The sequence below is a fragment of the Geobacillus sp. B4113_201601 genome (assembly GCF_001587475.1).
Taxonomy (GTDB): domain Bacteria; phylum Bacillota; class Bacilli; order Bacillales; family Anoxybacillaceae; genus Geobacillus; species Geobacillus icigianus.
In genome coordinates this window covers 1-15484 of sequence record NZ_LQYX01000006.1, presented here as the reverse complement: position 1 = coordinate 15484, position 15484 = coordinate 1, and the positions used below count along the sequence as shown (strand labels likewise).

Below are 15484 nucleotides of genomic sequence, written 5' to 3'. Positions count from 1 at the left end.
AACCGGATTCTCTATCCGAAAGGTATCGCCATCCAAGCGAAGAAGTTCGCCCGCTATATCGAGCCCAACGACACCCACCTCGTCACGGTGGGGAAGGAGCGTTACCGCGTGTATCGCTACGAGGGAGCGATCCATGGCCTCGATGACGCGGTGGTGCTGCTGGCTTGGAAGGCGGATGAACCGATGACGCCAGATCATCTCCATGTCGTCTTGAGCACCGACCGGGAGCTAGGCGATGAAGAGATCTTGCGTTACTATGCCCAGCGCTGGACGATCGAATGCTTTTTCCGGCAGGCCAAAGACCAGCTGAAGCTCGATGGGTACCGTGTTCGTCACATTCGGGCGGTGAAACGGTATTGGGCCGTGGTGCTGTTCGCCTGCGTATACAGCATCGCCGAATCTCAGCAAGACCTCTCTTCCGGCCTGGAGCTTCTTCGGTCTCGGAAAGGGCACAGCGTCGTCGAGTTCATCTATGACGCCGCAAAGCAAGATATTCCCATTGATGTGATCAAAAAACAGCTCCATGTCGCCTAAGGGGTCCCCTGTTTGTCTCTTAGGGCATGGAAATTATTGTAATGAAAGATGCTCATCTACAGTCCTTTATGTATAAATTAATTATAGGATAATATCCAATAATAATTACTGGATACTATCCTATAAATCTACTAATTTTAATAAAAAATTACTAGCCATCTTCCTCCATTTACCACTGTAACTTTCCCAACTTTTATCGGAGGCCCACCGTTTTTATGCATCTTCACTAATGCATTATAAATAGCATCACTATCTCCATATCCCAATCTTTCCATAGCTAAAGCAGCTAATCTAAAATTCAAATCTCCACGTTCCATTCCCATAGTTCTATCAGTAGTTCTATACATATTCATTACAATCTCGCCGTTTGTAGCTCTTCCTCCAGCATTAAATCCATCATTACCCTGATTAACACGTAAACCATATTTTGCATAAATATCTCCAACTACCTTAACATAATCTACCGACTTCGTCTGCACTTGATTAGTCGACTTATTCACAGGTTTATTCGTACTCGTTGCCGGCTTCTGTAGTTGAACCACTGGTTTTTTCACAGGAATAGTCGGTTTCTTAACTGGCGCTGGTTTCTTCACTGACGTTGCCGGCTTCTTCACACTCGTTGTTGGTTTCTTTGCAGGCTGCGATGGCTTTTTCATAGACACAGAAGCTGTCTTCACCGTTAACGGTTTCTTCGGCGTTACCAACTTCGTCGAAGAAGTCTTACTTGTTACTACCTTCTTCGCCGTACTTGTTGCTTTCACTTGTGCCGATTCTACTTTTGGTTGTGTCACTGGCACTACATGTACTCCTTCCTTCTTCTCTACCACTTCTTTATTCACTTGTGCTTCCGCCAATTGAATTCCTTTATTTACATCCTCTACCTTTCCTTTTATTACACTACCTGCCAAATCTCTATTTCCTATGTTATACAAACGATGCAATACCACAATCGTTTGTGCCCTCGTTAAATGGTCTTTATGACCAAATTTCTCATAAATCGTCTTTCCAGTCTCCGATTTTCCTACTACAATCCCTTTATCTAATACATAATAAATCGCATGATCTAAATCCGACTTTTGTCCATTCGTATATGCTAACACTTGTGCCAATAATCCTTTTGTCAAAGGACTCTTCCGATAAAATGCATCCTTATATCCCATCAACGGTACTCGATATTTTGCCAATACCTTATATGTCGCATCTTGCCAACTTATTTTCTCCTTCGTCGCTACATCCGTAATCTCTTTCTCTAACGACTTATAAAAATGACCAATCATCTCCGCAAATTCTGCCTCTGTAATGACATCATTTGGTCTAAAAAATCCATTCACATCTCCTTTAATCACACCATACGAAATCGCCCATCTTATCGAATCTGCCGCCCAGAAGTCTGCTTGCACATCCTTAAACGGAGCATTGCTTAAAATCGTCTGATTAAAAATCTCCTCAATCTTTACATTATTATTCACTCCATTTGTATCCGCATATACGGTATCAAACGTATAAGCAGACCCAATCGACGCCATCAACGTACTAGCAGCCGCTACTTTTAAATACTTTACGGCTCCTTTCCATGTCCTCTCTTTTCTCTCTTCCACTATAATTACCTCCCTTTTTTACTAACCAACTTCTCTTTCTACTCTCCATTTATATTCCCCCAGTCGATTATGTGTTCCTCTTATACCCTTCTATTAGTAGTTGTATTTTTGAAAACTACTGTACTATGCTTGTACTAAATGCATGTTCAGATATAATACTGTAGTAACCCCAGAAACCTTCGAAATCGACACCATTCACAGGATTCTCATCCGTTTTTAGGGATACTTTAAACGCTTGCATCAATTTTCTTAAACTTGTAGGAACCTTTTGCTCAATATTCACTATAATATAACCTCCACTACCACCTACTGGAGATGGCGGCGCACCATCAAATCCATATATTTTCGCCCTCACGTAAATCGGTCCTAACCACATATAGTCGCCACTACTCCAGTTTCAATCCCTCATAGGTACGATAAAAACTGCCAATGCTCCAAAACCTTGCATGGCGGTTCCTAGTTTCAATCCCTCATAGGTACGATAAAAACGCGTTTCCCAGACCATGCGGAGCTATCATCTTGTCGGAGTTTCAATCCCTCATAGGTACGATAAAAACTCGGTGATGCGGGAGCGAAAATGGTCAATGCCTTTGTGTTTCAATCCCTCATAGGTACGATAAAAACGTATGTAGCACAACATAGTTATGACAATCCTCCGAAGTTTCAATCCCTCATAGGTACGATAAAAACGGCGTTGCAACACAGAAAAACCAGCCCAATGACAATAGTTTCAATCCCTCATAGGTACGATAAAAACCAGAAAAAGTTGACGGAACGACACTCCGCACAATCAAGTTTCAATCCCTCATAGGTACGATAAAAACAACGATTAGGAGTCAAAATCACGGATGCAAACGGGAGTTTCAATCCCTCATAGGTACGATAAAAACGCGTTGCCGGCGTGCGGGGCACACAGGCCGCACCCGTTTCAATCCCTCATAGGTACGATAAAAACCTTGTCGCCGACTTGCGGAAGCGAGGGACCGTGCAGTTTCAATCCCTCATAGGTACGATAAAAACCCACGCGACACCCACTGCAAACCCAATTCTAGCGCAGTTTCAATCCCTCATAGGTACGATAAAAACGTCTGACCTTGCGGGAAACCGCAAGAACCATAGGAGTTTCAATCCCTCATAGGTACGATAAAAACCCCAAAAAGTGTTGTCATATCAACCTTTTCCCTTCAATGTCATCATCAGAATAACACGTTTCGAAGATTCTGTCAATGAAATCTCTCCTTGATGGTTGTAGGGATCAAGCGATCAAAATCAATGTCGTCGACCCCCTGGGGTTTTTGCGCGATTGGAGGTCGACGACAAATGAAGACTGCTTCCTAGCGTTTGACTTGCCTTGTTTGCCGATTGCTATTTGCCTAAGCGAGGGTAAACGCTCGTCATGCGGTGAATAAGACCCGGGCGCCGCCTGCTCATCCATCGCGGGCAAGACGAATACAAACATTGGAATCCCAACACTTGCACGAACGGGGGCGAGTGCTAACTTTTTATGTCTCCAAGCAGTCGGCTGATGATCGCCTCTTGGTATCCCGCTTTTTCGGTTTTCGCTATCGCTTCTTTCACTGGCTGCAGCGGCGTTGACGCTACGGAGGCGAGTTTGGCGAGCCGCTCCGGAGGCAAGTGAACCGATGGGGTGGCGGCGAAGTAATCATCGACGCTGTAGCGCCATGGAACAGCCGCCGAGCCGTATCGCTCGAGAAAACGGTCGGCCATTTTCAAACCTTCCGGGTCAAAGTCGCCGGAGTAATGCAGCTTGGCGCCTGAAGCCGCGAGCAAATCAAGGAGCCGCATCGTCGCTAAATTCATTTGCCCGTTCGCGCAGACAAGCGGGGCGCGGGTGTCAAGCAAGGTCGAGAAAACGCCCGCGTTTTCGACGACGTATACGATGCCGCCGTTGGCTGGATAGGCGCGAATGAGCGACAACACGTCCCTTAGCGGTGCATTCAATGCGCTGTTGGCTTCGACGGCAGCGGTGAAGACCGGGTGAGGGCCTTTCTTCGTTTCGGCCAACAAGTTGGCGCAGGTGGCAAAGTTCAAAATATCCTCGCGGAGCAGGCCGACGGACTGCAGCAATTCATTGACGCTCTCTACAGAGGTCACATCCCACTCGCCTAGCACGGTTGCTTGCAAGGCCGACAGCAACACCTTGCCGGGGAGCGTTGACAGGTCAAAAGCGTGTGGATCACCGGCGATACGCTGGGCAAACAATGGGAGCCGTTCATACGAGCCGAGCGGCAAGCGGCGAAGGGCGGCGCCGACAAGACGGATCGCCGCCGCCAACTCTTCGCGGTTTGCCTCATACGCTGCTTGGATGAACCGTTGGCCACAAATGTCTTCAAGCCAAGGGTGCTCGTGGGCGAGATGCCCGAAAAACCGCTCCCGCTCCTTTTCGGCCGCCTGACGCTGTTCTTTTTTCGGCACGAGCGGCTCACCGAAATAGTGCTCGAGCAGCTCGATGAGGCCAACGCCGGCAAACCGTGTTCGTTCGAGCTGCCGTTCAAAGGCGGGCAGGGAAACGCGGGAAACGTCTCGGCCGAAAAAGGCAGCGATGGCTTCGCGCTCGTTCTCGCTGAACGATGCCAAGGAGACGACGCCACCAACACGACCGAGCGACTCGTATTTCCTCTTCATCTCGACAAACAAACGGTGAAAGCCCAGTTCGGAACGGAAAAAGGCAGCGGCCTCTTCGGCCCGGTTCATGTCTCGATCAACTCCCATTCTTCCTCATTCGCTACTAATTGCTTGATGCGCCCGTTCCAATAATACTGGATGACGGTGACAAACGGCGCATTGCGCGGACGGACGAGCTCGCAAATCGACAGGGCCGGCACGGTGTCGTAGTCACCCCAAAGCGCCTGCGAGTTCATGATGTAGTTAAAGCCGAGCTGTTCAACAAGGCCGAACATCATGCGGATGTTGTTTTCATCGACGCCGGCGAACGCTTCATCAAGCGAGATGATGTACGGCGCATCATCGCCTGCTTCCTGATAGCGTGAATACGCCGCCGCAAACAGCGGAATGTACATCGCCAACGCTTTTTCCCCGCCGCTGAACCGATAAAAGCGTTGGTTTGTCAGTTCGCGCTTCGGTTCGTGTTCTTTTTCATAGTAGAGGGTAAACGAAAACCATTTCCGATAGTCGAGCACTTCTTTTATAATTTGATGAAGCGTGTTGCCTTGGCCGCGTTCCTCAAGCAGTTCGCGGGCGCGGGCGATTTTCGAGCGGAAATGGTTCGTCACCCGCTGCAAATCTTCCTCCTTGAGCAGCCGTGAATCCATCCGCAGCAACCCCACCAGCTCTTTCGTGTCGAGCTCGTCTTCCGTCTCCGCCGTTTTCGGCTTCCATTGAATGGATAGAACGAGGCTCGATGACGTATCGATTTCGCTCATCCGCTTGTTCATGTCGTTCACCCATCGCTCCGCGCGTTGGATGCGGCTGCGCAAAATGCGGCCGACCGACTTTAAAATGACTTCTTCGTACAGTTCCCGGTCTTGTTCTTTCATATACTCGTGCTGCAACGCGATTTCCCGCTCAACTTCCGCCAAAACGACAGACGGCGTGGCACGCTGCCCTTTGTAGTCAAGGAAAATGACGTTTCGCTCTTGTTTTTCCCTCCAATCAGCTGCTTTCATCGCCATTTCGTCGTCCGGCGCCGCGGTGCTCCATTCTTTCTCCTCGAACGGGAGCGATTCGAACGTCGCCCGGTATTCGGTCAAATTGGATGATTCTTGGAAAAAGATTGTGTTCAGCCGAGCCAGCAGCGAAGAGCGGCTGTCTTTCAACGTTCCCCCATACCGCTGTTTCGCTTCGCTCGCCTGCTCGCGAAGCGGACGCGAACGGTCCAGCTCCACCAACTTGAGCGCCGCCTCACGGGCAAAGGCCTGCTCCCATGCGGCGGCCAGCTCGCGAGCGAACGTTGCCCGTTTCTCTCCTTGTTCCCGTTCTTCGGCAAGACGCGCAAGGCGCTGTTCGGTCCGCGCCCGCTCGTTGACTAGACGCGGAACTGCCTCGCGCAGAGCGCTGAGCCGCTCCCGCACGCGGGCGATTTCCGCGCGAATGTCATCCGCCCCCATTTGTTGGAGCGTTCGTTCGATCTCAGCCATGCGGAGCGCCAGACGTTCGTCTTCATCGAGCAGGCGATTCCGCTCCCCTTTGGCCTCATCGATGTCGTCGCGAAGCTCCTGCAGCTGCTCGCGCTGCTGGGTGATCATCACCGCGACATAGAGCGCTTCTCGAACATGCACTTCCAGTTCATGCAAAAAGCGGAGATACGATTTCATCGCCAAGCGGGCTCGATCGCATCCTTCCACGGAAAACGCCACGTCAAGCCCTGCCGATTGCTCGCGCAACGTTTGCTTGAGGTGCTGCCACTCGCGAGCGAGTCGGGATACCTTTTCTTGTTGCCGCTGCCAGTCGCGCTCTTTGCTTTCCGCGCGGCGGCGCGCTTCCTCCCGTTCCTCAAACGCCGCGCGCACATCGCGGTCGGATGGAAACGCGGCAAACCACTCCGCCAATGCGGCGATATGAGCTTCCACCGCTTTGTGTTCCGCCTGCAGGCGGTCAAGCGCTTGCCGCAAGGAAGCGATCTCTTCTTCCAATGAAGCGATCTTCTCCATCCGCCACCGCCGCCTTGCCGTGCGGCCGATGAACATGGCGCGCTCGCGGGCGGGCGCATGACCGCGTACGAGACCAAGCGCATAGCGTCCAGCTTCATTAAGCGTCATGCCACCGTCTTGCGCCTCATCGGCAATGACAATGCTGCGAAGCACGGCATCAATCCGCTCCGCAGCGACAGGGACACCTGCATCTGGCTGGAGATAATCGGCCAACGTATGCGCCATATGCACCGGGTTCGGGACGAGCACCCGGTCATACGTCACCGCCATATCGCGGTCAATGATCAGCGCATCGAGCAGTCCGGCATGGGCGAGCGCCGATTCGATCCGCTCGCGGACAGGCTCCGGCACATGGTCGAAAAATTCGACTGCCGCATACAGCGGAACGGAAACAACTCCTTGTTGCTCCAACTCTGCGCGCATGGCGTCCGTCTGTGGATCGCGTTCCGGTTCTGGGTCTTGTTCTGTCTGCCAATGGCGAAGCTCCTGCTCGCGCTCGGCGAGCTGGCCGCCAAGCAAGCGCATTTCGTGTTCAAGCCGCCATTTTTCATCGTTTTTCTTCCCGACGGCATCATAATACGCCGCCGTGAACGGCTGCTTGAGGTCATCGATGGAATATTGATCATACAAGCCGTCCGTCTGTCGCAAAAACGTCTGAATGCGCGCTTCGTCCACCGTGACGCCGCCACGCTCCAGCCAAGCGAGCACCGCTTGTTCCCACCGCTCTTTTTCTTGGTCAAGCAGTTCGTCCCATTTCCGGTATTGATGCCGCCATTCGTCAACTTCCCGCTGCAGTTCGCCTGCTTCTTTGCTTGCTTCTTCATAGCGCGCTTGCAGTCCCTCATGACGCCGCCAAAGGTCGGCGAGCGCTTCGAGCCGTTCCGCATGGCGGTCCGCTTCCTGCTTCCAAACCGTAAACGGAAATTCGCGCTGTTGACGATGATGACGGAGAAAATCGCCTTCATTCACTTCATGGCCGGCAAACGCCCCTTCGTCCGCGTCGGCGCGCAACTGCGCCAACGTCTCTTCCACCTTCCGTTCCAGCTCATCGAGGCGCGCTTCCGCCTCATCAATTTGATGGCGGCGCTGCCGTTCAAGCCGCTCCTTCTCTTCGATCACCCGCTCTTGCCGCTCCCGCCGCCTCGCTAGGTCGCGCTGCTGTTCCTTTAACTTTTCGTACGTTTCGGCTTGTTGAAAGACTTCATGGCCCGCAAGCTCCACTTCCCGTGCACGCAACACGTCTTCTTCACGACTGAGGCGGATGATCTCCTCATCCAACTCATCAAGCCGCTGCCGCGCTTTGTTCTCCTCTTCTGATCTTGTTCGCTGCTCAGCGGCGAGCTGTTCGGCTCGTTGGACCGCTTTCTCGTATTCCACGGCTTTTTCGGCAATCATATATTCATTGTAATGACGGTAATGGTCGCAAAGCCGCTTGAGCGCCCGCGCATCACGCTCGAGCTGCTCCAGCTGCTGCTTTGCTTGGTCCATATTTTCAATCGTCTCGGACAAATGGCGCAATTCCTCATCGGTTAACGGCGGCAATGCGCTTTCCAAAATTTCGTAAATCACCGTCGGCTTGAAATCTTTCGATAATTTCGGGCTCCGCAATTGAATCAACAGCTCGATCAACTCTTGAAACGCCTCGAGCGATTCGAAGCGGAACACATGCTTATTGACGAGCTCCATATATTCTTTTTGCGTCTCGACCACCGTTCCCCCAGCGCCGAGCGCATCGGCGAGCTCGCGCTTTGTCAAAGGAATTTTCTCGCCTGTTTTTTCTTTTTTGTACAAGTCAACATCATGGCCGATGCGGCGGTTGTCCAAAATGACAAAGCCCCAAAAGTCGAGATTTTTTTGCCGTTTCGCTCGCAAACCGATGCCGGTCGTAAGATATTGATCGGTTTCGGTCCGCTTATATTCGAGAAACAAATAACCGGTCCGCTCATCGCGGTTGACGACATCTTTTTCCCCGAGCAAGTAATCTTCCATTCGCCGCGCCCGCGAACCGAACGGATCGAGCCGGTCGGGCGTCTTTTTCCCGTCAAGCAGCACCGGGATCAAGCTTTGCATCGTCACCGATTTGCCCGCTCCATTGCTTCCGCGCAAAAACAACTTTCCGTCGGCAAAATGAAAATATTGTTCATCATAATACCAGAAATTGATCAATCCCGCGCGATGCAACATCCATCGATCTGCCATCATAGCTCCCTCTCTTTCGCTTGAAAATCGTCCGGGTATCGCCCACAAAGCCGCCCAAGGAGCGGGTAGAGGACGACCATGCCCGTCTCGGGATCCGTGTCTGCCATTCGCCATGCTTCGAGCTCCGCCAGCACCTCGCGAGCTAACTCCGCAAGCGATGCTTCGCGATGCGTCTTCCCCCATCCAGCTTCGTAACGACGCTTCGTATCGGCGAGCGATTCAGAAAACTGCGCCGGCGTCAGCCAAAGGCGCCCGTACTCGTCCGGCGGAAAGGACGCCAACCGCTCGCGGACGACGGCGGCAAAATGAAGGATGATGTCAGATGTCCCTTTTAGATCGGGAAAAAGCGTATACGGCGCCTGCCGTTCCGGAATCGTCAACATGGCGACGTTTTTGTACAGCTCATATCGAAACGGCGTATGGGACTCAATATCCTCACGCAGCCGATGCCGGAAGTTGCGCAAGTAATAAAAATCTTGCTCGTCGCCTTCTGTTCGGTGCACAGCCGGTGATAAAAACAGCTTCCGGTACAGACGATGGCGCCGGTAATCTTGCGGCGCTGCTTTCCATTCTTCCGCCAACAGTTCATCAATCGACGTATATTGCAGCAAGTCTTTCGGATATGTGCGCATAAAGTAGCGCGCCAACACCGACACTTCATAAAGCGCTTCTTCGTCCGCATGTTGCGCGAACGCTTCGATCTCTCCATCCATCCGGCGGATCAGTCCGATTTGTTCCGCTGTTTTCAGCACGCGAATGAGCGCGCGCCGCTGCGAATAGTTCGTCCAATCGACCGGCACATCGCCCGGATACATGGCGCGGATTTCCTCGCATACATCGGAAAGCAAAAATTTTTCTTCAACCGCCTTGCTTTCAACATACGCCATCAAGCAGCAAAACAGCGCATAGTCGAGCGGCTCTTGAAACGACGGAATCCCCATCCACGGCTCCGGCTCAGCCGGAATTTTTTCGAGCTTCGCGAAATGCCGGTGCACGATCAAGCGGTAGCCGAACTTCTCCTCGACATATCTTTTGAGCACGTGTTCGCGTTCGCGGACAAGCTGATACCGTTCCGGGTCGGCGTCGCGGACGATCCAAAATTGTTCAAACAGCGCCGCCAACGCTTCTTTTGCCTTGTCATCAAACGCCGTCTCCATCTTCGCTCCCTCCTTCCGCCATCACTTCGATTTCGTAGTTGGGCATCACAAGCGTTCCGTCTTCAGCATGAAGGCAAATCGTGTCGTCCCGACGAACAATGCGGATGTCCCAGCCGTTCTCCGTTTTCACGGTTGGCTGTTCTTTCCCCATCGCTTTGGCGATCCAGGCGAGCAATGTCTTCCGTACGTACGGGGTCACTTCACCGAGTTCGGCCAGCACGATTTTTCCGTCTTTCACCAGCTGTTTCAGTTCGGCTTCCTCGCGTGCCTTCTCCTCCAAATAGCGGCGGCGCGCTTCTTCTTTTTCCCGCTTTTTCTCCTCGATCGCCTGCGGTTTCTTCTTTTCTCCATAATGGCGCACGCGCGGCTTCGTCACCCATTCCATCGGCGCCTCGTCCCAAACATCGCGATACATATCATCTGTCGCCTCATTGTCTGCGATCAGATGTTTCGTATGGAAGCAGCCGAACACGACCGCCGACAAACAGTGCGCCTCTTCGATCGAGGACAGTTGCGAAAACCAGCGTGCCAAGTGCAAATAATCGCCTTTGCGGCTGCGAAAGTGGTGATGCCGCTCACCAAGCCGCTGCACGATGCGCGTCAAGCGACGAATCGCTTCATTCGTCTGATGCTGCAAAAACGCCAGCTCGCTTTCGTGGCCGTCCCGACCTAAAAACCATTCGCGCAAACTGCGCCACGTCTCGCGCTTTTCTTCGATGCATTCGGCGCGCGACGGGGCGCTGTCGGCAAAGCGTGGAATCGACCGCTCATAATCGACTACATGCTCAATGAACCGGTCCACTCCTTCGTCTGGAAGGTCTTCCAACAGCCGCTCAATTTGCATCGATGTCTTCTGTAAGGCGACGATAAAATCACGCAAATAGGCGGTAAATTGTTCCTTGTAAACGAGAAACGATTCCGCCGTCATCCGTTCTTCCAAATTTTCGCTATGCAAATAGGCGATATAATCAGCCGAATGGTGAATGATTTTTTTGAAATAATCAAACGTCTCCTCCCACACTTGGTGTATTTCGTCCGGTTTTTCTTGGAAATTAGCAGATATGATCGTTTCCATGCGAGAAAGGGAGGCGTACAGACGGTCAAACCGCGTTTTCTCGAGCGAACCGCCAAACGAGTCGCCCAACTGTTCGAGCGTGCGAATCATTCGCTCTATTTCCACTGTGTACGGGCTGCATTGATAACGAAACCGCTTTTTCTTAAATTCCTCGATCGTCCGTACATGGGAAGTCTCTTGGCGGGCGATCAAATTGTTCCATTTGACAAGCTGATCGAGGTCTTGCTGCAAATCATCCTCAGTATAATCGGCAAATTCGGCATGCTGTTTCAAAAACGCATACACTTCCTCGGGGAACAAATATTGCCGCATCCGTTCGTGCTGAATGTAGAAATACCGCAAAATCGCGCGATAACGGTGTGCATTTTCCGCCGACAAATACTTTGTTTCGACAATCGGCTTCAACCAAGAAGCATCCATCCTCGTCCACCTTTTCCTCTCTTTTTCCTAATTATTATTGTAACGATTTCATTCTTCCTTTGGCTAGTGAAAGCTATTTTTCCGAATTTTTCTCGCCATCCATGCCCCTTTTTTTGTAAAATAGAGACGAAAAGGAGGTGAATCGACATGGAAGCGCTATTGCGGGAAATTTTGCACGAGGTGAAAGCCACGCGCGCGGCAGTCGAGTCGCTCGAACGGCGAGTCGGCGCTTTAGAGGGACAAGTCGCTCAGCTCAATGAACGAACAACCGCCCTCGAGACGCAAGTCACCCAGCTCAATGAGCGAACAACCGCCCTCGAGACGCAGGTCGCCCAGTTGAATGAACGATCGAGCGCTCTTGAACAGCAATTCGCCCAATTGAATGAGCGGACGAGCGCTCTTGAGCAGCAATTCGCCCAATTGAATGAGCGGACGACCACGCTGGAACAGCGCATCGATTTGCTTTACGAACGCACGACGGAAACGAAGGCGATTGCCGAAGCGCTTCGTCATGGGCAGGAAGTGCTGACCGCGAAATACGAGGCGATGGCGAACGACCTCCACCAAATGAAAGGCGACCTCACCCACGTCACATCGATCCTCGAAGACAAGGTGTTGCCGGCTCTCGCCGAACATGAAGCGGGACTGCATGTCCTCAACGCCCGCGTCTTCAAAACCGAAAGCATTCTTCACCGCCTCGTTCATGCGTAAGATGATTCCTCAACAGATCATGAACCCACTCGTTTCGATGGATCCGGCTGCTTACCGCAGCCGGTTTTTTCTTCCTATTCAGCTCGAATATCTCGAATTCGGAGAATTTAGGAGGATTAGGGCGCATTCCCGAGCATTTGTAAGCATCGCGGCGGAGAGAACGGTTCTCAAGGTGAGAAGCAGCCAAACGCGGATAGATCGGCTGATACCAAATTTTCCAACTTAACCTAATTTGCGTTACCCTATGTTTGTGACGTTTTCCCCTCCGTGTCGTTTTTTTTTGCTTTCCCCCTTGACTTAGAAGGCTGGTGATGCAAAGGGAGAACTGCTGTCCAACATTTTTTAAAGAAAAACTTTCAACACCATCGTCCGGGTGTTTAACAGGTCGGATGGATCTTTTTATCGGCATTTTCGGATCCAAAAAAGGAGGAATCGTTTTGCGTAAATGGTTCATGTCATTGCTCGCTGTCGGGCTTGTGTTCGGACTGGCCGCCTGCAGCGGGAAACGTGATGCGAAAGGGCACATTGTGATTAGCGGAAAAAAGTTTACCGAGCAGGTGATTTTGACGCATTTATTGGCTGAGTATGTGAAGGCCAACACCGATTTGGACGTGGAAGTGAAGGACAGTCTAGGCGGCGCCTTTATGCTTAAGCAAGCCATTGAAAACGGAGACGTCGACATGTACGTCGAGTACACGGGAACAGGGTATTTAAACATTTTAAAACAGCCGTACGATCCGGCAAAAACGCCCGAACAAATCTATAATGAAACGAAGAAGTTATATAAGGAAAAATACAACATCGCTTGGCTCAAACCACTCGGATTTAACAATACGTACGCATTGGCGATGCGAAGAGACCTTGCCGAAAAGCTCGGGGTCAAAACGTACTCTGATTTAGTCAATCATTCGTCTTCCCTTACCTTTGGGTCAGACGCCGAGTTTTTTGAGCGAAGCGACGGCTATGACGGGCTTGTCGATACATACGGATTCCAGTTCAAAAAAACGGTCAACATCGATCCGGACTTGCAATACGAAGCGGCGAAAAACGGGGAGATCGACGTCATCACAGCCTACACGACGGACGCCCGCATCAAAAAATACGATCTCGTCGTGCTCAAAGACGATCAACATTACTTCCCGCCGTACCACGCCGTGCCAATCATCCGCCAAGACGTGTTGGACGCCAACCCAGGACTCGAGGAAGCGCTGAACAAACTGGCCAACATCTTAACGGACGAAAAAATGATGGAACTGAACGGCGAAGTGAATTTGGAAGGAAAACGGCCGCGCGAAGTGGCAATAGACTTTTTGAAATCGGAAGGACTGATCGACTAGAAAGCGAGGAATGTGAATGATTCGATTTGAAAACGTCACAAAACAGTATGAGGATGGATTTGTCGCCTTAAAAACTATCAATCTTGAAATCCATAAAGGCGAGCTGGTCGCCCTCATCGGACCGAGCGGCTGCGGAAAAACGACGACGATGCGAATGATCAATCGATTGATCGAGCCGACGTCGGGCACCGTATATATCGACGGGCAAGACATTTCTACGCTTGATCCGGTCGAACTGCGGCGCAACATCGGCTACGTCATCCAGCAAATCGGGCTGTTTCCGCACATGACGATCGCGGAAAACATCGCGCTCGTGCCGAAGCTGAAAAAATGCGAAAAAAGCGCCTATGAAAAGCGGGTCGATGAGTTGCTTGACCTCGTCGGCTTGGATCCAGCGACGTTCAAGCACCGCTACCCATCGGAACTCAGCGGCGGCCAACAGCAGCGCGTCGGTGTCGTCCGCGCGTTGGCCGCGGAACCGGATATTATTTTGATGGATGAGCCGTTCAGCGCCCTCGACCCGATCAGCCGCGAACAGCTGCAAGATGACATCGTCCGCTTGCAAGAAGAAATTCGCAAAACGATCGTCTTTGTCACCCACGATATGGACGAGGCGATTAAAATCGCTGATCGGATTGCGCTGATGAAAGACGGGGAAGTCGTCCAATTTGCGACGCCGGACCAAATGCTTCGGCGGCCGGCGAACTCCTTTGTCCGCGAGTTTATTGGTGAAGACCGTCTGCTGACCCGCCAGACAGCCGTGCCGACAGCGGAAGATTTAATGTCTGACGCCGTCGCCACGATCGCACCGCGGCGCGGCTTGGCCGAAGCGTTCCGGCTGATGAAGGCGCGAAAGGTCGACAGTCTGGTCGTCGTTGATAAAAAGCAATCGTTTCTTGGCATCGTGACGCTCAAACAAATCGAGCAACGATACAATGAGGAACATTTGCTTGTCGCCGACATCGCTGACTACGATGTGACGACATTACAAAAAGAAGCGGATGTAACAGACGTCGCCGCCTTGTTCCAAGACCCGGACGTGCGCATCATTCCGGTGCTCGATGGCGACCGCCTTGTCGGCGGCATTACGCGCTCCAGCATGATGCGCGCGCTCGCTGAGTGGACGTTCCAGCAGCACGCATAAAGACATCAACCATGGGCGGAGGGACGCGTTTCCAGTTATCTCCAGAAGCCCGGTGATTTACGGGAGCATGCCGCTTCACAAGATCATTTCTCAAATAAAAAACCTTGCAGCATCGGTCCTGCTTTTCACACGTTCACTCATCGGTCAGGGGAACCAGCTGTTTTTCACCAACCTTCGAGGAGGCTGGGGATTTAATCTTGGATACGGCTTTGCAATGTCATTTCTCAACGGGAAAAACTCTGATGCATCGGTCCTGCTTTTCACATGTTCACTCATCAACTAGGGGAACCTCTAGTCTTGTGAACAGATGGAAGACGGCCGCACATTAAAAGCGAATCGGGTGCGATTGGCTCGATAGCCGCTCGTCTAAAAAGCGGGTGATCGGAAACCATTCGCCCGTTGGCAGTTGGCCGGTGTGACCGCAACGTCCCCTTCAGAATACGACGAGGCCCCCATTGGCGGCTGAATTTCGCCGATGACAAGGAAGCGGTTGGCTCTCCACCTCTTTTTCACCAATGAGGGAAGAGCACGATAGCAGCGGCTCATCCGTCACCGTTTTTTCAATAAGGAAGACAACGATGAACGGACCGCTGCTTTTTTACCAAGGAGCATTCCCGTTAGGAGCTTTTCCGGGGACTTGATCAAAAAAAGCCCTCTTGGTATGATGCAGGGGTGTCA

At 51.8% G+C, this 15484-nt stretch carries 10 protein-coding genes and 1 CRISPR repeat array; of the genes, 4 read left to right on the top strand and 6 right to left on the bottom strand.

Annotation, left to right across the window (positions count from 1 at the left end; translation table 11 throughout):
• A partial coding sequence (locus B4113_RS01215; protein WP_153017107.1) for a transposase occupies nucleotides 1-534 on the top strand: 534 nt, incomplete at its 5' end.
• Nucleotides 535-671: 137 nt separating this feature from the next.
• Here B4113_RS01215 and B4113_RS01210 read toward each other — a convergent pair.
• The 6 genes from B4113_RS01210 to B4113_RS01190 all read right to left on the bottom strand — a co-directional run bounded on the left by B4113_RS01210 (nucleotide 672) and on the right by B4113_RS01190 (nucleotide 11614).
• Nucleotides 672-2132: an S-layer homology domain-containing protein gene (locus B4113_RS01210; RefSeq protein WP_061912123.1), complete on the bottom strand. Its 1461-nt coding sequence runs from the start codon at nucleotides 2130-2132 to the stop codon at nucleotides 672-674.
• Nucleotides 2133-2247: 115 nt separating this feature from the next.
• Nucleotides 2248-2508, bottom strand: coding sequence for a hypothetical protein (locus B4113_RS19315; RefSeq protein ID WP_153017106.1), 261 nt, complete (start codon nucleotides 2506-2508; stop codon nucleotides 2248-2250).
• A 17-nt stretch (nucleotides 2509-2525) separates the two neighbouring features.
• A CRISPR array of direct repeats spans nucleotides 2526-3283; the repeat unit is 30 nt; unit sequence GTTTCAATCCCTCATAGGTACGATAAAAAC.
• 343 nt (nucleotides 3284-3626) lie between these two features.
• Nucleotides 3627-4847, bottom strand: coding sequence for a TIGR02679 family protein (locus tag B4113_RS01205; protein ID WP_033023708.1), 1221 nt, complete (start codon nucleotides 4845-4847; stop codon nucleotides 3627-3629).
• Nucleotides 4844-8962: a TIGR02680 family protein gene (locus B4113_RS01200; protein WP_033023722.1), complete on the bottom strand. Its 4119-nt coding sequence runs from the start codon at nucleotides 8960-8962 to the stop codon at nucleotides 4844-4846. Before B4113_RS01200 ends, B4113_RS01205 begins: the two co-directional genes overlap by 4 nt.
• Nucleotides 8962-10119: a TIGR02678 family protein gene (locus B4113_RS01195; RefSeq protein WP_033023713.1), complete on the bottom strand. Its 1158-nt coding sequence runs from the start codon at nucleotides 10117-10119 to the stop codon at nucleotides 8962-8964. The genes B4113_RS01200 and B4113_RS01195 overlap by 1 nt, the downstream gene beginning before the upstream one ends.
• Complete coding sequence (locus B4113_RS01190) at nucleotides 10103-11614, bottom strand: TIGR02677 family protein (protein ID WP_033023714.1); 1512 nt, start codon at nucleotides 11612-11614, stop codon at nucleotides 10103-10105. The genes B4113_RS01195 and B4113_RS01190 overlap by 17 nt, the downstream gene beginning before the upstream one ends.
• A gap of 147 nt (nucleotides 11615-11761) precedes the next feature.
• On the opposite strand from B4113_RS01190, the gene B4113_RS01185 reads away from it, so the two are divergent.
• The 3 genes from B4113_RS01185 (at nucleotide 11762) to B4113_RS01175 (ending at nucleotide 14806) form a co-directional block, all read left to right on the top strand.
• The gene (locus tag B4113_RS01185; protein WP_061912122.1) at nucleotides 11762-12325 is read left to right on the top strand and encodes a hypothetical protein; all 564 of its coding nucleotides are present in this window, start codon (nucleotides 11762-11764) and stop codon (nucleotides 12323-12325) included.
• A 452-nt stretch (nucleotides 12326-12777) separates the two neighbouring features.
• Nucleotides 12778-13662, top strand: coding sequence for a glycine betaine ABC transporter substrate-binding protein (locus B4113_RS01180; RefSeq protein ID WP_200878298.1), 885 nt, complete (start codon nucleotides 12778-12780; stop codon nucleotides 13660-13662).
• 16 nt (nucleotides 13663-13678) lie between these two features.
• On the top strand, nucleotides 13679-14806 hold the full coding sequence (locus B4113_RS01175; RefSeq protein WP_033023717.1) for an ABC transporter ATP-binding protein: 1128 nt from the start codon (nucleotides 13679-13681) through the stop codon (nucleotides 14804-14806).
• Nucleotides 14807-15484: the final 678 nt, after the last annotated feature.

Coding starts and splice junctions, on each gene's coding strand:
- B4113_RS01180 (WP_200878298.1), top strand. CDS start 12,778: ATGTCATTGCTCGCTGTCGGGCTTGTGTTCGGACTGGCCGCCTGCAGC.
- B4113_RS01190 (WP_033023714.1), bottom strand. CDS start 11,614: ATGGATGCTTCTTGGTTGAAGCCGATTGTCGAAACAAAGTATTTGTCG.
- B4113_RS01195 (WP_033023713.1), bottom strand. CDS start 10,119: ATGGAGACGGCGTTTGATGACAAGGCAAAAGAAGCGTTGGCGGCGCTG.
- B4113_RS01200 (WP_033023722.1), bottom strand. CDS start 8,962: ATGGCAGATCGATGGATGTTGCATCGCGCGGGATTGATCAATTTCTGG.
- B4113_RS01185 (WP_061912122.1), top strand. CDS start 11,762: ATGGAAGCGCTATTGCGGGAAATTTTGCACGAGGTGAAAGCCACGCGC.
- B4113_RS19315 (WP_153017106.1), bottom strand. CDS start 2,508: ATGTGGTTAGGACCGATTTACGTGAGGGCGAAAATATATGGATTTGAT.
- B4113_RS01205 (WP_033023708.1), bottom strand. CDS start 4,847: ATGAACCGGGCCGAAGAGGCCGCTGCCTTTTTCCGTTCCGAACTGGGC.
- B4113_RS01175 (WP_033023717.1), top strand. CDS start 13,679: ATGATTCGATTTGAAAACGTCACAAAACAGTATGAGGATGGATTTGTC.